General features: G+C 27.0%; 14 protein-coding genes and 1 tRNA gene. 13 read left to right on the forward strand and 2 right to left on the reverse strand.

The features are described 5' to 3' along the window. Positions 1-30 precede the first annotated feature (30 nt). Together ACN6I1_RS06220 and ACN6I1_RS06225 are read left to right on the forward strand one after the other, a co-directional pair. Complete coding sequence (locus ACN6I1_RS06220) at positions 31-1,029, forward strand: DUF4003 family protein (RefSeq protein WP_419743132.1); 999 nt, start codon at positions 31-33, stop codon at positions 1,027-1,029. Between the two features lie 19 nt (positions 1,030-1,048). Next, the gene (locus tag ACN6I1_RS06225) at positions 1,049-2,953 is read left to right on the forward strand and encodes a beta-N-acetylhexosaminidase (RefSeq protein WP_419743133.1); all 1,905 of its coding nucleotides are present in this window, start codon (positions 1,049-1,051) and stop codon (positions 2,951-2,953) included. Between the two features lie 52 nt (positions 2,954-3,005). Here the strand turns inward: ACN6I1_RS06225 and ACN6I1_RS06230 are convergent, their stop codons facing one another. Next, positions 3,006-3,923, reverse strand: a complete 918-nt coding sequence (locus tag ACN6I1_RS06230) for a patatin-like phospholipase family protein (protein ID WP_419743134.1) — start codon at positions 3,921-3,923, stop codon at positions 3,006-3,008. Between the two features lie 144 nt (positions 3,924-4,067). Between ACN6I1_RS06230 and ACN6I1_RS06235 the strand changes: the two genes are divergently transcribed. The 5 genes from ACN6I1_RS06235 to ACN6I1_RS06255 all read left to right on the forward strand — a co-directional run bounded on the left by ACN6I1_RS06235 (position 4,068) and on the right by ACN6I1_RS06255 (position 8,326). Beyond that, a tRNA-Met gene (locus tag ACN6I1_RS06235) sits at positions 4,068-4,143 on the forward strand. A gap of 78 nt (positions 4,144-4,221) precedes the next feature. Then, on the forward strand, positions 4,222-4,878 hold the full coding sequence (locus ACN6I1_RS06240; RefSeq protein WP_021429378.1) for a pentapeptide repeat-containing protein: 657 nt from the start codon (positions 4,222-4,224) through the stop codon (positions 4,876-4,878). Between the two features lie 37 nt (positions 4,879-4,915). Then, positions 4,916-5,173 (forward strand): hypothetical protein, encoded by a 258-nt coding sequence (locus ACN6I1_RS06245; RefSeq protein WP_021429386.1) that lies wholly within the window; start codon positions 4,916-4,918, stop codon positions 5,171-5,173. Positions 5,174-5,321: 148 nt separating this feature from the next. Then, a complete protein-coding gene (locus ACN6I1_RS06250) occupies positions 5,322-6,821 on the forward strand; it encodes a thiol-activated cytolysin family protein (protein ID WP_419743135.1) in 1,500 nt (499 codons plus the stop codon). Between the two features lie 479 nt (positions 6,822-7,300). Beyond that, positions 7,301-8,326, forward strand: coding sequence for an ornithine cyclodeaminase (locus ACN6I1_RS06255; RefSeq protein ID WP_419743136.1), 1,026 nt, complete (start codon positions 7,301-7,303; stop codon positions 8,324-8,326). Positions 8,327-8,451: 125 nt separating this feature from the next. Here the strand turns inward: ACN6I1_RS06255 and ACN6I1_RS06260 are convergent, their stop codons facing one another. Beyond that, on the reverse strand, positions 8,452-9,825 hold the full coding sequence (locus ACN6I1_RS06260) for a hypothetical protein (protein WP_419743137.1): 1,374 nt from the start codon (positions 9,823-9,825) through the stop codon (positions 8,452-8,454). Positions 9,826-10,063: 238 nt separating this feature from the next. Here ACN6I1_RS06260 and ACN6I1_RS06265 point away from each other — a divergent pair, with 238 nt between their 5' ends. The 6 genes from ACN6I1_RS06265 (at position 10,064) to ACN6I1_RS06290 (ending at position 20,546) form a co-directional block, all read left to right on the forward strand. Next, on the forward strand, positions 10,064-11,965 hold the full coding sequence (locus ACN6I1_RS06265; RefSeq protein ID WP_419743138.1) for a PAS domain-containing sensor histidine kinase: 1,902 nt from the start codon (positions 10,064-10,066) through the stop codon (positions 11,963-11,965). 146 nt (positions 11,966-12,111) lie between these two features. Next, a complete protein-coding gene (locus ACN6I1_RS06270) occupies positions 12,112-14,259 on the forward strand; it encodes a YhgE/Pip family protein (RefSeq protein ID WP_419743139.1) in 2,148 nt (715 codons plus the stop codon). An 18-nt stretch (positions 14,260-14,277) separates the two neighbouring features. Then, positions 14,278-16,416 (forward strand): YhgE/Pip family protein, encoded by a 2,139-nt coding sequence (locus tag ACN6I1_RS06275; protein ID WP_419743140.1) that lies wholly within the window; start codon positions 14,278-14,280, stop codon positions 16,414-16,416. A gap of 142 nt (positions 16,417-16,558) precedes the next feature. Further along, positions 16,559-17,746 carry a cytochrome c biogenesis protein CcdA gene (locus ACN6I1_RS06280; protein WP_419743141.1) on the forward strand — a complete coding sequence of 396 codons (1,188 nt, stop codon included), beginning with the start codon at positions 16,559-16,561 and terminating at the stop codon, positions 17,744-17,746. Between the two features lie 149 nt (positions 17,747-17,895). Then, complete coding sequence (locus ACN6I1_RS06285) at positions 17,896-18,642, forward strand: ABC transporter ATP-binding protein (RefSeq protein ID WP_419743142.1); 747 nt, start codon at positions 17,896-17,898, stop codon at positions 18,640-18,642. Further along, positions 18,642-20,546, forward strand: coding sequence for an FtsX-like permease family protein (locus ACN6I1_RS06290; RefSeq protein ID WP_419743143.1), 1,905 nt, complete (start codon positions 18,642-18,644; stop codon positions 20,544-20,546). Before ACN6I1_RS06285 ends, ACN6I1_RS06290 begins: the two co-directional genes overlap by 1 nt. The last annotated feature ends 29 nt before the right edge of the window (positions 20,547-20,575 follow it).

Raw genomic sequence — 20,575 nt, forward strand, 5'->3', positions numbered from 1 at the left:
TATTAATTTATAGGGGAGAGGGATGGAGTTATGGTAGAAACTGCAATAGAGAATAAGGTGGAGTTATTAATACATAATAATGAAAAAATAAAAGAAGTAAAAGGTTCTTGGCAAATGGGAATGATGCAACAAAGTTGTATATTATCATCTACAATAAAAAATGAGAATATAATACCAGATAAAGTTGAAGAAAGTATAGATGTCATTAAAAACAATACAGGAATATTTTCAAACTTTAGAGGACATAGTTTGTTTTATTTATCAAATTTATTATCAAATAAAGAAAACAAAGATGAGTCATTTAACTCAATATTAAATACTTATAATAAGTTAAAAGAAAATAAATTCTTCAATGATACGTATTTACCATTTACAGCTATTATAATAGATGAAAATAAAAACAAGGTGGATATAGATACAGCTATTTATAGAACTAAATATGTATATGACTTTATGAAAAATAATCATCCATTCTTGACATCAAGTGACGATTATTGTAGATCAGCACTTATAGCTATAAACTCAAAAAACTTAGATAGTGACTTAGAATATATGGAAAATTGCTATAAAGTTCTTAACTCAAAAGGATTCTACAAATCCAATAATCTTCAATCACTTTCACATGTAATGGTTTTTGATAAAAATAAAAACGAAGAAAGTTTAAACAAAGTATTAAGAATAAAAAAACTTTTAGAAACTAATAATTGCAAAATAGATGGATACGGATATCCATTAATAGGAGCTATATCATTATTAGAATGTGACGAAGAAGTTTTAGTTAAACAGATAAAAGATGTATCAGATAAGTTAAAAGATGTAAAAGGTTTTGGGAATTGGTCACTAGGTAAGAACAATAGGAATATAATAAGCGCTGCTATTGTTGCTTCTGCATATGCTGATTGTTTCAAAGAAGAAGGTAATTTAGACACAATAACTAATAATATATTTTTAGAAATAATTATAGCTATTGAAATTGCTATTATGGTAGCTATGATAGCGGCAGTAAGTGCAGCTTCATCTGCAAACTAAAATTAATTTAGGGGGAAATATGAAGTTAAATTTATTGGGAATAGATGATCAAATGCAAAAAGAAGTTTTTCAAATTAAACGAGTTTTAGATATAGATTTTGATATAAGTGGAGAAACAGTATATGTATATAAGCTCAATGAAGAAGATGAATTAGATATCGAATTAGAAAAAGGTATTATAAAATATAAAAATAAACATCATTTATTTAGGGCAATAAGTTTGTATGCACAACATGAAGGAGATAAAAAATTAAACATAAAAGAAAAACAAAAAATTAAAGATATAGGCCCCATGATAGATGTATCAAGAAACTGCGTTTATAAAGTTGAAAAATTAAAAGATATAATAGTATACTTATCAATACTAGGTTTTAACCAAATGATGTTATATACAGAAGATACCTATGAAATAGAAAATTTGCCGTATTTTGGATATTTGAGAGGTAAGTATTCTTCTTATGAATTAAAGGAAATAGATGATTTTGCTGACAGTTTAGGGATCGAAGTTATACCATGCATACAGACATTAGCTCATTTAAAACAAACTCTAAAATGGGAATATGCAAAAGATATAAAGGATACAGAGGATGTATTACTTGTAGGAAATAAAAAGACATATGATTTTATAGAAGCCATGATAAAGAGTCTAAGAATGTGCTTTAAAAGCAATAAAATACATATAGGGATGGATGAAGCATTTGATTTAGGTAGAGGTAGATACTTAGATAAAAATGGATACATCCATCACTATAAGATTATGGTAGAACATTTGAAAGAAGTTTGTAGAATATGTAACCTGCATGAATTTAAACCTATGATGTGGGATGATATGTTTTTTAGAACTGGATCACCAAATGGATTTTATTATGATCAAGATGCTGTTATAAGTGAAGAAGTAGTTAATTCTATACCTGAAAACTTGTCATTGGTATACTGGGACTACTATCACAAAGAATCTGATATATACAGAAAGTTTTTTGAAATAAGAAAAGTATTTGATAAAAGGGTAATTTTTGCAGGTGGTATATGGAAATGGTCAGGAATAGTACCATGCTATGATCAAACTTTTAAATCTATGAATGAAGCGATGATAGTTTGTAAAGAAAAAGGAATAGATGAAGTAATTATAACCGCATGGGGAGATGATGGAGACGAAACTCCTATTGATACGATTTTACCGGGATTAATATTATTTTCTCAACATACGTATTCAGACAAAGTAAATATGAAGTGTATAAGTGAAAAATGTAAGTTTATTACTAAATTAAATCTAGAAAATTTCTTTGAGTTTCAGAATCTTGATAAGATAGAAGACGGAGATAGTGAAAATTTAAGATTTGTTAATCCTTCGAAATATTTATTATACCAGGATATTTTATTGGGGGCATTTGATAAACATATAGAGAAACTAGTAAAGGATAAAGGTACAAAATTTTTAGAACTCCATTATAGCAATTTGTCCGAAAAGTTATTAGAAATAGCTGATAAAAATGAAGTATATTATGATATGTACAAATTGTATTCAGACTTAGCTAAAGTTTTATCTATAAAGTCTACGATTGGATTAAAAATAAGAACTTTTTATAAAAACAAAGATAGATATAAGTTAAAACAAATTTGTGAACCAGAGTTGAAAAATTTACTAATTAAAATTGATAATCTTCAAAATTCTTTTAGAAAACTTTGGTATAAAGAGTGCAAAGGGCAAGGATTTGAAGTAATAGATATAAGACTTGGAGGAGTAAAATCTAGGGTTGTATCAACATTATATAGATTAGAAAGTTACATAATAGAAGATATAGATATAATTGAAGAATTAGAAGAGGATCTACTTATGTATAATTGCGTTAACGCTGAAAAATCAAATCAGATAAATTTAAATAGATATAAAGATATAGCAACACAAAATGTTATTAGCTGGTAGAATGTAAAAGGTGATACTTTTCTAGTAAAATAAGTATCACCTTTAATTAAGTTTAATTAAAACCATATTTTGAGATATAAGTTTCTAAGTATCTATTAACTACGAATACTTGAGAGGACTTATATCCAGACTTATAGAGTTCTTCCATAGTCTCTTTTGGAAGATTAAAATTTGTTGCAGAAACACTTAATGTAGGAATATTTATGATTCTCAATGAGTCTTTTTCTTTAAAATAGACATCTTCATTTGTATATAGTGAAGTTTTTACAATGTCTAGTAAGTAATGAATTGGATTTTTAGACTCATGAATTTCTTGATTTGTATCTTCAGATAAGTTAAGACCAATTGTTGGATACTTAGAATTACAGTTTGTATCGAATATCCATATAGGGAAGTTACTAAGCAGTCCTCCATCTACTACAAAGCATGATTTATTATTATACTTTAATTCAATTGGATAAAAATAAAGGGGTATGCTTACGCTCATTCTAACGGCTTTAGATATTTCAAACTCCATAGGATCTAAACCGTAGTCAACTAAATCATCAGGTAAAACTAGTAACTTTTTTCTAGTTACATCTGAAGCTATCATTTTAAGTCTACTTTCTCCGTTAACAGAAACATCTTTAAATTTGGTTTTTCCTTTTTGTTTAAATTTTTCATGTAAAAAATCTTCCAAGTATTTTCCAGAATAAATCCCTTTATGAAATGTAACACTTAATAAATCTCCTGCAAAGGGAATAAATTGAAAAATATTTTTGTCTTTAAACTTGGGATAATCTATATCATATAAAATTTCTTCGATTTCAGATGATGTATATCCAACAGACAATAATGAAGCAACTAAAGCTCCAGCTGAAGTACCAGCTAATCTATCCCACTCATAACCGCTATCTTCTAGACATGCTATAGCACCAACTAATGCTATACCTTTCATTCCTCCACCTTTACATACTAAATTTGCTTTCATATATAAAAACACCACCGCAATTAAAATTTAATACTTTATATAATATGAAAAGTAATAAAAAAAGTTAAAAGCAGATAAAATAGTTCTTATGTTGTTGCAGTATTGTATTTAATGTGATATTATTATATTAGATAAATTAAATATCGCGGGATGGAGCAGTTGGCAGCTCGTTGGGCTCATAACCCAAAGGTCGCAGGTTCGAGTCCTGCTCCCGCAACCAATTATAAGTAATTTCAAACTCTTATATCACTAGGTATAAGAGTTTTTTTAATATACAAAAAAGAATGCGGAGGACAAGATGGTAAGAAAACAGAATATGGAGCAAGGTTTAAAATATAATAAGATACAAAAATTGAATAAAAATTTTATGTATCAAGATTTAAAGAGAAGTAATTGTTACAATAGTGATTTTTCAGGGTCTAATTTTGACTTTACAAGTTTAAGAGGAGCTCATTTCAAATCTTGTAATTTTTATGGATGCACATTTAAAAATGCAGAGTTAATTGGAAGTAACCTAAAAAAGAGTAAGTTAAAAAAAGCTAAATTTGAAAACACTGTGTTTGATTCAGTAAATTTAGAAGGTGTAGACTTTTCAGGAGCTCAATTTAAAAATACTATATTTTTATCTACAGATTTAAGTAAAGCTGTAAATATTAAATTTAACTCATCAGATGTTAAGATATTTGATGAAATGCCTAAATTAGATGTAAGTGAGAAACTTGAAGACTCAATAAAATTAGCTATGCAAAATGAGTTCGTAAAAAAATCTAGAACATTAGATACAAAAGATGGTGAAATAAATAGTATAAGCATAATGATTCTTTTAGAAAACTTTAAAGAAAAACAATTAATTGATGGGCTATTACTAATATCAGAAAAAATGGACAAGGAATTTTGGACATTAAGCTATATAATAAAAACTTTGCAAACATATAAAGATCAAGGTCTTTTATAATAAATAAAATTGTATTAAATTACACTAAGGAGAATACATGATAAAAAGAGAATTTGAAATAAATGATATTGCTTGTATAGCAAAAAATAGAAGACTTAAAGCACATATTGATGGAAGTGAAACAAACACTAAAACTATATCTTTAAAGTCAGGGGATAAAGTTAAGATACTGGACTATTATGAGGTTGAAAAATATGGATATTCATATGAAGCGGAATTTAAGAAAGATGGAACAGTGTATATTATAAGAAAGCATTTAAGCCAATCTGACTTAAAACCTAAAAGTCAATTATAAAAAACATAAGTTTTTATTAAGTAGTTAAATGAAAAAGAGATTACCTTATACAGGGAATCTCTTTTTTGCTTTTATTAAAAATTTAACATTTACTCTAAGTTTTTAATATAGATAGCCGTATATATATAATATAGGAGGGCGGTATATTATGATAAGGCACAAGAATATAAAAAACATAGTTACATGTTTTACTATCGTTATAGGTATTGGTTTTAATACACTCACAAGTTTTGCACAAAGTTCAAACAGTGAAGAAATAGATAACGGTATATCAAATTTAAGTTATAATAAAAATGAAGTATTAGCTAGTAATGGGGACAGTATTGAAAATGTAACTCCAAAAGAAGGATTTAAGACCAATAATAAATTTATTGTAGTTGAAAGAAATAAAAAAACATTAACAACATCTCCAGTAGATATATCTATTATAGATTCTGTAACAGATCGTACATATCCAGGAGCTCTGCAACTTGCAGATGATTCTTTTGTAGAAAATAGACCTAATATTTTAATGTGTAAGAGAAAGCCTATTGATATAAGTATTGATTTACCTGGAATGAAAAAAGAAAATACTACTACTGTTCAAAATCCAACATATTCAAATGTATCAGGGGCCGTTGATGAATTAGTATCTAATTGGAGTGATAAAAACTCTCAGACACATACATTACCTGCTAGAACACAATATACAGAATCTATGGTATACAGCAAATCTCAAATTTCTAATGCACTTAATATTAACGCAAAGTTGCTTGACAATTCACTTGGAATAGATTTCAATGCAATATCAAATGGAGAAAAGAAGGTTATGATTGCAGCATATAAACAAATATTTTACACTGTAAGTGCACAGCTTCCAAATAATCCTTCAGAATTATTTGATGATAATGTAACTTTTAAAGAATTAGTTAGAAAAGGTGTAAGCAATGAAACCCCACCACTTATGGTATCTAACGTATCTTATGGCAGAACTATATATGTAAAACTAGAAACTACATCTAAAAGTAAAGATGTTCAATCTGCTTTTAAAGCATTGATAAAAAATAATAATGTGAGCAACAGTTCTCAATATCAAGATATATATGATAATAGTTCATTTACAGCTGTTGTTTTAGGTGGAGATGCACAAGAACATAATAAAATAATAAGTAAAGACTTTGATGAAATAAGAAATGTTATAAAAAATAATGCTACTTTTAGCTTGAAAAATCCTGCATATCCAATTTCATATACAAGTACTTTCTTAAAAGATAACTCAATTGCTGCAGTACACAATAAGACGGATTATATAGAGACGACAAGCACGGAGTACTCTAAAGGGAAAATTAATTTAGATCACAGTGGAGCATATGTTGCTCAATTTGATGTATCTTGGGATGAAGTATCTTACGATGAAAATGGGAATGAAGTTTTAACTCATAAAATATGGAATGGAAGCAACAATGATAGAACTGCTCATTTTTCAACAGTAATACCATTAGAAGCTAACTCTAAAAATATAAACATTTTAGCTAGAGAATGTACTGGACTAGCTTGGGAATGGTGGAGAACTGTTATAGATGAACATAATGTTCCTTTATCTAAAAATATAAATGTATCTATTTGGGGAACTACGCTTAGCCCAAGAACTAGTATTGAATTTAATTAAAATATAAACAAAAGCCATGATAGTTGATAAAACTAAATGGCTTTTTATATTTCATGGTTTTATAAGGATTTATATAAAATTATATAATTATAAAAGTGAAAAAATTAACGAAAATAATTTGGAAATTTCAATTTCATTAAATATAAATTAATATAATTACCGGTTTAATTCTAAAGGAAATCAAAGATATAATTAAAAATAATATAAATAACATTTTTATAATGGGTAATTATTTTTGAGTTTTTGAAATTATAAATAACGATGTATAAAAATTTAAAGTATTTAGAATTCAAAGGGTTTAAAGTGTTTTAATAATGATTGACGTAAATCTAACAATCTGATACGGTTAAATTGTAGATGGTGAGAAATTTTTTCAGAATCAAAATTTATGTTATTACAGTTCATCATTTTAGACATTTTATATAATTATTAAGCTTAAGTATTAATGTTAAATTAAAAATTATATGAGAGGTGTTAAAATGGAAACATTAAAAACAAGATATATTGATTTGCCTACTATGGCAAAATATTTAAAAAAAGTTGGCCCAGAAAATGTTATGAAACGTCTTGTTCCATATCTAGAAAGTGATTATAGACGTTGGAATGAGTTTCAAAAAATGCCAAGAACTGCACACCATAGCGATATAGGAGTTCTTGAATTAATGCCTATAGGTGACTCAGAAACTTATTCGTTTAAATATGTAAATGGACATCCGGAAAATCCTAAACATAATTATTTAACAGTAATGGGGATAGGACTTTTAGCAGAAGTATCAACTGGATTTCCATTGTTTTTAAGTGAGCTAACATTAACAACTGCTATTCGTACGGCAGCTACCTCAGTAATGGCTGCTAAGTATTTAGCTAAGCCTAATCCAAAAAAAATGGCACTAATAGGAAATGGTTGCCAAAGTGAATTCCAATCGCTTGCATTTCATCACATATTAGGCATAGAAGAAATTTATTGCTATGATGTAGATCCAGAGGCTACTAAAAAATTGATGGAAAATTTAAAAGATGTAAAAAATCTTAAATTAATAAAATGCAATAGTACAAAAGAGGCATGTAAAGGTGTAGACATTATAACAACTGTTACTGCAGATAAGAGGAATGCTATAATTATTACACCAGATATGGTTGAGCCAGGTGTTCATATAAATGGAGTTGGAGGAGATTGCCCAGGTAAAACTGAACTAGATTCAGATGTTCTTAAGATGGGAGCTGTATATGTTGAGTTTGAGCCTCAAAGTCGTATAGAGGGAGAAATTCAGCATATGGATAAAGATTTCAAAGTGACTGAAATTTGGAATATAATTAAAACTGGAAAGCCTATAGATAGAAAGTTTGATGAGATTACTATTTTTGACTCCGTAGGTTTTGCATTAGAAGATTTTTCAATTTTACGATTAATGTATGATATTGATAAAGAAGAAAACATAGGTATTCCACAAATTCTTGTACCAAAACTGGAAAACCCTAAAAACTTATATAGTATGTTAAAATAATGTGATTATTAAAATTTAAAAACTCTAGAGGAACATTCCTTTAGAGTTTTTATTTATTGAATATTTTTGAATTGATATTAACATTAAATAAAATAAAACTTATGTAGCGATTGAGCTACATACTTTTAAATAATAAATATTGCAACTATAGTGGTTACAACTAAACCTGTCGCAACTGGAATCAAATTCCTTTTTGCAAGTTCTAGAGGATTTACGCCACAGATAGCAGCAGCAGAAACTACAGACCAAGGAACCAAACAGCCTCCACCAGTCCATATAGCTCCGATTTGACCAAGTGCAGCTAAAGTACTTACATTAGCATTTATGGCTGTTCCAAATACAGAAGCTGTTGATCCAGCTAAAGCCATTCCTGAAAAACCAGAGCCATCAAGTCCTGTTATAAAGCCTACAATAGTTTCCATAGAACAGACAATATATTTATTTAAAGGAACTATTTGAGATAAATATATACCTGTATCAGAAAGTAATCCTTGAGAACCTGTTGGTAAAACATTACCTAATAATTGGGTTAATGGAGATACTTCTCCCATGTAAAAAAATGCTCCTATAGGAATAATAACTGCAAAGATTTTTATACCGAATAAAAATCCATCGGTAATATTATCACATATTTGTTCAAGGCTTTTTTTGCCATGGTTAATTACGTTAATTATAATTAATAAAAATATAGCAGTCCCTCCGAGTAGTGCAGTTGCATCGCCTCCTTTTAAATCAAAAACGAACATAGCTATAACATCTAATAAAAATAAAATTAAAACTAGAAATGTTGCAATTTTAGCTCTTATATTAAATTGTTTTATTGAAACTTCTTTAACATTGCTTAACTCATCTTCAAACAATCCATTTTTTATATCTCTTTTTAACATATAAAATGATACACCGATAGTAACTATAGCCATAACCCAAAATAAAATCATACCATTATTAATAACATCAGAAACTTCTACACCGGCAGCTCCTGAGGTTATACTAGGTGCACCTTGAATTATAAAATCTGTTGAAAGGGCTAAACCGTGTCCAAATAAATTTAACGATACAGCTACACCAACAGCTGGAAGCCCCGACCTTATAGCTATTGGAAGAAATATTGCTCCAACTAAAGCTACTGCAGGACTAGGCCAAAAAAACCAAGATAAAATTAACATTGTAAATCCTATAATAAAAAAAGCGGTAGTTTCATTTTTAATTACTTTTGAAAAAGGTTTAATCATATATTCTATAGCATAATTATTTTCTAATGATTTAGATAGTGCTACCATAATGGAAATAATCATTATTACAGGTCCTAATTCTACTAGTGATATAATTAATCCATTAAATACAGCACCTATAGATGATGCTATATTGTTTGTATAAAATAATGCTAAGAAAAAAACTCCTAGGATACAAGGTACTATTGTATCCTTTTTCATCATCATAGCAATTAGTATTATTACGATGAAAAAAATATAAATATAGTGTGCACCAGTTAATACCACAGGACGATCTCCTTTCTATGTGATAGTCCATTATATGAAAAAATTTTTATCTTAGTTACTATATATAATGTGAAAAAATAAGTTTGTTTAGTTTGATTTTCTATATAGGCTAGAGTTTGACTTCTTGAGATTTTATAATAAAAATCACTTCAAATATATATAAAAAAATAGGTAAAATATTGAAATTTAATTGAAGATTCTATAAAATTAAACTATAGAAATTAAATCGGGGGGAAATATGTCAAATTATATATATAGAAAGATGATAGAAGATAGCCCTATAGCATATTTACATATAGAAATTATTAAAGATGAAAATAACAAATATATAGGGATGAAAATAAAAGATACGAACAAAGCTTATGAGCGATTTTTTGGTGATGCAAGTGAACAAAAAAGTAATGATTATATAAAAAATACTATGTCAAAAAAAGAAACTGAAGAATGGGAATATATTTTTGAAAAATCAAAAGTAAATGAAAAATATATAAAAGAAATTTATGTAAAAAGTATTAATTCATATTTTAATGTTGAAGTATATAGTACGGAAAATAATGAATATCATATTAGGTTTACTAAAATTAGCAAGCAGCACATGAATTTATCATCAACTTTAAAAAATTCGCCTTTTATAGCATGGATAAAAAATAGAAATGGAGTATATGTAGATGTAAATAAGAAATTTCTAGAGTTTTTTAACAAAACTTATGATGAAGTTATAGGTCATACTGACTATGAATTATTTCCAAAAGATAGTGCAGATGAATTTGCAAGAAAAGATAATATGATTATTAAATACAATAAATTAGAGGTTTTTGAAGAATTTATAGATACAGGTAATAATAAAAATATGTATCTTCAAACTGCTAAATGGCCATACACTGAAGAAAATAATAGTTTACTATTAGGGACAATAGGTATATCAATTGAGATAACAAATAAAATCGAATTATTAAAGAACATAGAAAAAAATGAGAAAACGTTTTTGGAAATAGCAAACAATATTGAAGAAGTAATTGTCATAGCTGATGAAAAAAAGGCTTATTATATAAGTCCGTCTTTTGAAAGAGTATTTGGAACTAAATCTGAAAAGCTATATGATGATATAAATGTTTGGAAAGAAAACTGGGAGAGTTTTGAATCACAAGGAGATGAAAAGTATGATTATAACTATAAAAATCCAATGTTAATAACTTTTAGAGGAATTAACAAAAACAAAGAAGAGAAATGGTTTTGGGTTAGAATTGTATCTTTATTAGATGAGAATGGAAATGTAATGAAAAAAATATGTGTAATAAGTGACATAACTCAAGCTAAAAAAGGGGAGTTAGAAGTTGAAAAATTGAGAATGGACTTCTTAGCTAACATATCACATGAACTTAGGACACCTATAAACTTAATTTTGAGTTCTTTACAAGTTTTAAATTTAAAGATGAACTTACTAGATGAAGATTTATTTAAGTATTTTAGAAGATATCTGAATATAGTAGACCAAAATGGTAAGAGATTACTAAAATTGGTAAACAATTTAATTGATACTACTAGGTTAGAGTCGGGATGCTTTAGCTATAATCCTAAAAATAAAGATATCATTAGTTATGTGGAAAACATATGTTTATCTGTATCTGAATTTGTGAAAAGTAATAATTTATCTATAATATTTGACACAGATACAGAGGAAAAACTTATTGCATTTGACCCAGATAATATGGAAAGGATAATTTTAAATCTAATTTCTAATGCCATAAAATTCAATAGACCTGGTGGAAAAATTGATGTTTTTATAAGTTGTAAAGATGATATAGAAATTAATATAAAAGATTCAGGAATAGGTATTCCTGAAGATAAGATAGATAAAATATTTGAAAGATTTGAACAAGTTAAAAATAATTCGAAAAAAGAAGGTAGTGGTATAGGGCTTAATTTAGTAAAATCTTTAGTTGAAATGAATAATGGTACCATAAAGGTAAAAAGTGACTTAGGAAAAGGCAGTAAATTTACTATAGTATTGCCAAATACTTTAGTAGAAGATTCTTCAAAATATAGTTGTGAAAATAGCGATTATATTAACGATTATATCAACGATTATATTAACAATGAAAATCAAATATCTGTAGAGTTTTCAGATATATGTATATAGTGAAATGATGAAATAGTCTGTATATTTAATATATAGACTATTTTTTTATTTGTTATAATAAAACGTTAATTTACTTGTTAAATAATGGTATAATATACTCGTTGATGTTAAGATTTCTAACAAAGCTAAAATGAATGGAGGAGAATATGAGAGATTCAATAAAGATTTTTAAAAGAGATATGAAAAATCTAATTAAAAATCCAATAGCACTTATAATAGTTATAGGATTGTGCATCATACCATCTTTATATGCTTGGATAAATATTAAAGCATGTTGGAATCCTTATGAAAATACTAGCAATGTACCAATTGCTATAGTTAATAATGATAAGGGAGCAACTTTAGATGGTAAACATCTAAATGTGGGAAATGATGTAATAACTGAGTTAAGAAAAAATAAAAGTATAGGATGGAAATTTGTAAATGAAAAAAAAGCTAATGCAGGAGTGCTTGATGGAACTTATTATGCAATGATAGAGCTACCAAGTGACTTTACAAAAGATTTAACTAGTGTTACAAGTGGAAATCCAACTAAGCCAACTATAATATATAAAGTAGATACAAAATCTAACCCAGTTGCTGGTAAAATTACAGAAGTAGCTGAAGAAACACTTGTTAATCAAATTAATTCAAATTTCATTGCTACAGTAAATAAAACAGTATTTTCAGCTTTAAATATATATGGTAAAGATATTAATGAAAACAAGGACAAGATATTAAAATTAAAAAAAGCTATAATAGAGCTTGATGAGCATATGGATGCTGTTAATTTTGCACTTGAGAGTGTAAATGGAAATTCAGAAAATTTAGCTACATATTTAAAAGATATTCAAAGCACTTTACCACAAGTTACAACAAGTATTGATGCAGTTTATGATTCTAATATGAATGCGAGTAAAAACTTAAGTAATATAAAAAATAATTTAAATGATTCATTAAATGGGGTTAAATCTACTTTAAATCAAGTTAATAATCAAAATAATCAAATAAAAGACATAGTAAATAGATTGAACAATTCAAGTTCTGATTCTAAAGAAATAGTAAGTTCATCTATATCACAATTAGAGAGTCAGCTAAATAATAGTAAATCTCAAATTGATTCTGTTATTAATCTTTTAAATAAATTTAATGATGTAAGAGAAAATGATAAGATAACAGCATTAATTGGGGATTTAAATAAAATAAAAGACTTACTTAATAAACAACAATCAAAATTAGATAATCTTAAAGGTCAATTAAATGGATCAGCGGATTCTATGAAAGATGCAATTGATTCAATAAATGAAACAGCTGGTGAATTATCAAATAGAACTAACAACTCTATAAATTCGTATGATTCACAAGTTAGACCTATCCTAAATAAAACTGCAGATAGCTTAATAACATCAACAAAGGATGCAGCCAATTTAGTTGATAGTTCTAAAGGGTTAGTTAAAGCAACTAATGAAATACTAGGATATGCATCAAAAGGAAGCGATTTAACAGCAGAGATGACAAAAGATTTACAGACGAAGTTAAATCAATTTAAAGATACTATACACTTATTAAGTACTGAACTTAAAAAAGTAAATGATAATGATTTAGATTCAATAATAGCTATACTACAAAGTAAGCCACAGGTTATGGGAGATTATCTGTCAAATCCATTCAACTTAAAATCAGAGCCAATATATCCAATTGAAAATTATGGTTCAGGTATGGCGCCTATATATACAACATTAGCTTTATGGGTTGGAGGATTAGTACTAGCATCATTACTTACAACAGAAGCTGATGAGTTTGTTGGGTTAAGTATAAAGAAAAGATATATTGGTAAGATGATTACTTTTGTATTTTTTGCAATGATACAAGGATTTATAGTAGGGCTTGGAGACAAACTTGTATTAGGAGTTCAAACTGATAGTTTAGGATTGCTTATATTTACCACAGTTTTATCTTCAGCTGTATTTACAATAATACTATATACATTAGTATCATTATTTGGAAATATAGGAAAAGCGATAGGTATAATATTAATGGTTATTCAAATAGCAGGTTCTGGGGGAACATATCCTATCCAGGTAGACCCTTTAATATTTAGAATTCTTCAACCATTTTTCCCATTTACATATACATTAAGCAATTTAAGAGAGGCTATAGCTGGTCCGCTTTTAAGTACTATTATGTTTAATACGTTTGTACTTATATTTATGGCAGGCATTACTATAATGATAGGATATTTCTTAAAAGAAAGACTTAATGAATCTGTTAGAAAATTTGAAAAAGGATTCAAGGAATCTGGATTATCAGAGTAATTTTATAGAGGTGAGGAAATGAAAAAAGTTTTTAAAATATATTTAAGAGATTTAAAGCACATAACAAGTATTCCAGCAGCCTTTATAATAATAGCCGGGCTTTGTTTAATACCTTCACTATATGCATGGGTAAATATACAAGCATGTTGGAATCCATACATAAATACAGGAAATATACCTGTAGCTGTAGTAAATAAAGATGAAGGGGCGTCAGTTAATGGAAAGGTTATAAATGTTGGTGATGAAATTGTTGAGAATCTTAAGAAAGACCACAATATAGGTTGGGAATTTACAGAAGAATGGCAAGGAAATTACCAGTTGAATGAGGGTAAGTATTACGCTTTAATTGAAATACCTAGCGACTTTTCAAAAGATTTAGCGTCGCTTTCAACTAAAGATCCTCAAAAACCAAATATCATTTATAAGGCTAATGAAAAAGTAAATGCAATAGCTACAAAAATTACAGATGTTGCTAAAGATAAATTAGTGGAAGAGGTTAAATCTAACTTTGTAGATACTGTAAATAAAGAAGCATTCAGTTTCCTTACATCACTTGGAGTTAAGTTAGAAGATAACAAACCTCAAATAATTGAGTTAAAAGAAACATTAGATAGTACAGCAAGTAATTTGAAAAAAATTGATAGTTATGTAAAAGAAGCAAGTACACATGCTAATAATTTGAAAAAATATTTAAGAGATACTAAAGGAAATCTTCCTTTAATTACAAAAGAAGTAAATGATTTAAAATCAGTTATAAATAATGGTAAAGATTTAGTTTTAGTTACTCAAAATAATACTAATAATGCTTCTCAAAATTTAAGTAGTAGTATGAGTTCGATAAATAGCATGAACAGCAACTTACAAAATCAAATTAATAATTTGAAAGAATTAAATAATGATGGATCTACTGAAGATTTGGAAAAAGCTATAGAATCAATATTAAACACAATATCATCTATGCAAGGTAATCTTGATAGCCTTATATCAAGCCTTGAAAAAATAGGCAGCGATAAAGTAGATAATGTGATAAGTTCTCTTAAAAAATTAAGTGGAATACTTGATTCAGAAAGTGAAAAACTTGAAAGCATAAAATCACTAATTAAGAATAATGAAGGAAAAGAAAAAATAAATGAGCAATTAGATTCTTTATTAGATTTATCTAATGCATTTAATAGTAAATTAAATTTGATAAGTGGAACATTTAATTCAGATATATCAGGTGTTTTAAATAGTGTAGGAAATTCTATGATTTCTAGTTCAAGTGATATGAACAATGTATTAGACAGTATAAATGTTTTAGTACCTCAGTTAAATGCACTGTCTAATTTTGGAATATCAAGTAGTAATTTAGCTATAAAACAATCTGAAAATATAGCTAAGCAATTAGAAAAATTTGAAAAAGATTTAGATGTACTAATTGAAAAAACTAATATATTAACAGATGAAAATTTAGATAAATTAATTTCTACTCTTGATAAGAATTCAAAAGAAATTGCTTCATTTATAGCATCTCCAGTTAATGTTAAAACAGAAGAACTATATAAAGCTGGAATATTTGGAGTTGCATTAATGCCTTTTTACTCAGTTCTTGCAATATGGGTAGGAGCACTTTTAGCTACATCATTGCTTACTACAGAATGTGAAGAATTAGAAGGGGAACGTACAAATTTAGTTCAAAAACATTTTGGAAAAATGCTTACATTTATTACTGTATCGTTGATACAATCACTAATAATCGCAATAGGGGATATATTTATATTCCAAGCGCCTGTAAGTGTACCTTTATTATTTTTATTTACAATAGTATCATCAATTTTATTTACAACAATGATATTTACTCTAGTATCATTATTTGGTAATATTGGTAAGGCTATTGCAATAGTAATAATGGTATTTCAAATTGCAGGGTCTGGTGGTATATATCCAATACAAACAAATCCTAAAATATTTGAAGTATTACAGCCGTTTTGGCCATTTACTTATGCTATAGATGGATTTAGAGAGGCTATAGCAGGTCCTAGCATGGATGCGGTTTATCATGACTTAATAATGTTAGCTTTATTCTTTATAATATTCTTAGCACTAGTTGTATTTAAGAAGACATTCCACAATGCTACAGAATTTGTAAATGAGAAATTTAAAGAATCAGGATTATAAAACAAAAGGTACCTATCTTAGGTGCCTTTTTTAATTAAAAGAGTTATGGTTACTTTAAAGTTACTTATTACAAACTAATTATTAAATTGATATAATTATTAAAGATATAAATTATGGGAAATTAAAAAAAACAGGAGGTACAATGGATAAATTTAATTTAATAGTAGTTTTCATAGAAGGTATGATATCGTTTTTTTCGCCGTGTATATTGCCAATACTACCTATTTATTTAAGTATGTTATCAAATAGTAGTATAGATAGTTTAAGAAATGATAAAAAAACATTTATACATAGTTTACTTTTTAAAAATACTATATTTTTTACACTTGGAATATCTGTAACATTCTTTATATTAGGATCATCGGTAAATGTACTTAAATCATTTTTAAATACAAATAAAGATTTCATAATGATTTTCGGAGGCATTATAATAATTGTTATGGGTCTATTCTATATGGGAATTATTAAGTCATCTATATTAAATCGAGAAAAAAGATTTAGTATGAAGCCTAAAGAGATGAACCCAATTTCAGCTTTTTTATTAGGATTTACATTTAGTTTTGGATGGACTCCTTGTATAGGCCCAATATTAGCATCTGTACTTGTTATGGCATCAAATTCAAAAGACATATCTACATCAAACTTATTGATTCTAATTTATACAATAGGTTTTATATTACCATTTATAATAGTTTCTATGTTTTATAATAAATTGTTTAAATCAATTGATAATATGAAAAAACATATGGGATTAATAAAAAAAATAGGTGGCCTAATACTTATAATATCTGGACTAATAATGGCTATAAATGGAAGCTTAGAACTGTATAATTCTAGTAGCAATAAAAGTGAAATAAGCCAAAATAATTCAAATATTGAAAATGAAAACAAAGATGATAATAAAATAATGTCAATAGACTTTAATTTATATGATCAATATGGAAAAGAACATAAACTAAGTGAGTACAGAGGAAAAACTGTATTTTTAAATTTTTGGGCAACATGGTGTCCACCTTGTAAGGGTGAAATGCCTCATATAGAAGATTTATATAAAGAATACAATAAAAACCAGGATGAAGTGGTAATTTTAGGAGTTGCATCTCCTAATTTAGGAAATGAAGGATCAGAAGAAGATATTAATGAGTTTTTAAATCAAAATAAATACAATTTCCCTGTGGTAATGGATAAAGATGGGGCTTTAGCTTATCAATATGGAATTAGTGCATTTCCTACAACGTTTATAATAGATAAAGATGGATATGTAACACAATATGTACCAGGGGCGATGGATAAAGAGACTATGGAATCTCTTATAGAAGGAGCAAAGTAAATAAATTTATAAAAAATGACTCGACCAAATTTAGGTTGAGTCATTTTTTATCTTACAGAATTGTAATTTTCATGTAATGTAAATGAATACTAAAAATATTAAAAGTAAGATACCATATTCACATGATTAAAATGAAAGGTTGTGTATATATGGAAATTTTAAAAATTAATAATCTATCTAAAACTTATGAGGGAAAGGTATCTTATCAAGCCTTAAAAAATATAAACTTGTCTATTGAAGAAGGCGAATTTGTTGCTGTAATGGGTCCAAGCGGTAGTGGAAAGTCGACTTTATTAAATGTTATATCTACAATAGATAGACCTACTAAAGGTGAAGTAATATTAAACTCTAAAAAACCGCATGACTTAAAAGGCCAGGATTTAGCAAATTTCAGAAGGAATGAACTTGGGTTTGTATTTCAAAACTTTAACTTATTAGATACTCTAACAATTGGGGAAAACATAGTACTTCCTTTAACACTAGATGGAGTTTCTGTAAACGAGATGAATATTAGATTAAAGGAAATATCGAAAAAATTAGGGATAGAACAGATAATAAACAAAAGAACGTTTGAAGTATCAGGAGGACAAACTCAAAGGGCTGCAATAGCTAGAGGAATAATAAATAAACCATCAATTTTATTAGCCGATGAGCCAACGGGAAACCTAGATTCAAAATCTACAGATGATGTTATGGATTTATTTACAAAGATAAACACAGAAAATAAAATGACTACACTTATGGTAACGCATGAACCTTATACTGCAAGTTTTTGCAACAGAATAATTTTTATAAAAGACGGAGAAATTTACAGAGAACTTAATAAAAAGGGTAATAGAGAAGACTTCTATGAAGAAATATTATCAGTGTTATCTCAAATAGGAGGTGCTAGATAGTGGATTTTAAGAAGTTTGCATATAATAGTGTAATTAGAAATTTTAAATCATATTTAGGGTATTATTTAAGCTCAACTATATCTATAATGATATTTTTTGCATTTGCTGTAAGTTTATTTCACCCAAACGTTGCAAACATTCAAATAGGAAAAGGATCAACTTTATATTTATCGCTTTTAACAACTGAAATTGTTATTAGTATAGTTTCGTTATTATTTATACTTTATTCTTTAGGTACTTTTATAAAAGGAAGATTTAAAGAATTTGGGACATTAAAAATAATAGGAATATCGGATAAACAGTTTAGAAATTTAATATTTTTAGAGGGTACAATAATAGGATTGTTATCTATAGTATCAGGAATAGTATTAGGTCTAGTATTTTCTAAGCCATTTTTATCATTGACAAGTAGTATTTTTGATATCAAAGTAACACAAATGTATGTTCCAGTAAAGGCAATGTTAATAACTATAGTTTTATTTACTATATTATTTAGTATATCAAGTCCTATAACTATGTTTTTAGTAAAAAATAAAACTATTATAGAACTCTTAAATGGAAGCAAAAAACCAAAAATAGAACCTAAAAATTCTAAGTTTTTAGCTGTGTTAAGCATAATTATATTATCGATGGGATACATAGGAACTAGATTTGAAGGTATGGAATATATTATTATTGCATGTGTAATAGTAGGAACATATTTATTCTTTTCACAATTTACTGTATTTGTATTAAATATATTTAAAAAAAATAAAAAGTACTATATGAATAAGACTAATTTATTATGGATAAGTAATTTAGTTTACAAAGTTAAAGATAACTCTAGACTATTATTTTTAAATACTATGTTGTTATCAGGAGCATTGGTTGCAATAAGTGCATTATCCACAGTAGTATCAACTCAATTAGATGAAGCAAAATCTATGTATCCATATATATTAAATCTTACATCATCTGAGAATAATAAGGCTGAAAGTGAACAAATTAAAATTATAGAAGATACCTTACATGAAGATGGATATAAATTTAATAAAACATATTTTAAAATATTAAATATAGGAAACAGTAGACAATATGTAGTAAGCAATTCAGAGTTTAATAGAGTAGGTAAAAAATTAGGAATAGATAATGTGGAATTAAAAGAAAATGAAACATCAATAATACCAAGGTTTGATACAACTAAATATAGAGATGGATTAAAAGAAATAACTAGTCTTAAAGTAGGATCTGAAAATTTAAAAGTAAAAGGAATTGCATCAAATAGAATAACTGATGTGGGAATGATGGATTCTCTTTTAGTAATAAATGATAATATGTATTCTAAATTAGAAAAAGATAAGAATAATGTTACTTTTAATATAATTGGTTATGACTATAATAATTGGGAAAATAGTCATGTGACATCTGATAAAATAGAAGATGGAATTAAAAAGATTTCTAAAAATAATTATAATACAGGGGAGTACTATAATTACTTTACTAATTTGCCAGGTCATTACAATCAAGAGGTTCAATTAAACAAAGCGTTGTTATTTATAGGAACATTTATAGGAATTATATTTTTTATATGTTCTTGTAGTTTCCTATATTTTAGATTCTATACAGATTTAATAACTGATAAAGAAAAATATAAAAATTTATCCAAAATAGGATTATCATATAATGAAATGAAAAAAACACTGAATATAGAAATAGGATCAATGTTCTTTATTCCTTATTTTGTAGGTTTTTTAAATGCAATATTTAGTGTAATAATGTTAAGTTCAGCAAAAGGAATGAATGTTGGAGTTAAAGGATTAGTTGTATCATTTATATTCTTTGCTATATACTTAGTTTATTTTATAGCTTTAAAATCAAAATATATAAAAGAAATAGCAAAGGAAATACCAGGATATTTAGATTAAATATAATGAATATAAAGCCGATTAATATA

The sequence above is a fragment of the Paraclostridium dentum genome (genome assembly GCF_048568265.1).
GTDB lineage: Bacteria > Bacillota > Clostridia > Peptostreptococcales > Peptostreptococcaceae > Paraclostridium > Paraclostridium dentum.

Bases quoted from the DNA above. Each gene is read 5' to 3' on its own strand.
- ACN6I1_RS06240 (WP_021429378.1), top strand. From the start codon at position 4,222: ATGGTAAGAAAACAGAATATGGAGCAAGGTTTAAAATATAATAAGATA.
- ACN6I1_RS06280 (WP_419743141.1), top strand. From the start codon at position 16,559: ATGGATAAATTTAATTTAATAGTAGTTTTCATAGAAGGTATGATATCG.
- ACN6I1_RS06250 (WP_419743135.1), top strand. From the start codon at position 5,322: ATGATAAGGCACAAGAATATAAAAAACATAGTTACATGTTTTACTATC.
- ACN6I1_RS06230 (WP_419743134.1), bottom strand. From the start codon at position 3,923: ATGAAAGCAAATTTAGTATGTAAAGGTGGAGGAATGAAAGGTATAGCA.
- ACN6I1_RS06255 (WP_419743136.1), top strand. From the start codon at position 7,301: ATGGAAACATTAAAAACAAGATATATTGATTTGCCTACTATGGCAAAA.
- ACN6I1_RS06275 (WP_419743140.1), top strand. From the start codon at position 14,278: ATGAAAAAAGTTTTTAAAATATATTTAAGAGATTTAAAGCACATAACA.
- ACN6I1_RS06270 (WP_419743139.1), top strand. From the start codon at position 12,112: ATGAGAGATTCAATAAAGATTTTTAAAAGAGATATGAAAAATCTAATT.
- ACN6I1_RS06285 (WP_419743142.1), top strand. From the start codon at position 17,896: ATGGAAATTTTAAAAATTAATAATCTATCTAAAACTTATGAGGGAAAG.
- ACN6I1_RS06225 (WP_419743133.1), top strand. From the start codon at position 1,049: ATGAAGTTAAATTTATTGGGAATAGATGATCAAATGCAAAAAGAAGTT.
- ACN6I1_RS06220 (WP_419743132.1), top strand. From the start codon at position 31: ATGGTAGAAACTGCAATAGAGAATAAGGTGGAGTTATTAATACATAAT.
- ACN6I1_RS06245 (WP_021429386.1), top strand. From the start codon at position 4,916: ATGATAAAAAGAGAATTTGAAATAAATGATATTGCTTGTATAGCAAAA.
- ACN6I1_RS06265 (WP_419743138.1), top strand. From the start codon at position 10,064: ATGTCAAATTATATATATAGAAAGATGATAGAAGATAGCCCTATAGCA.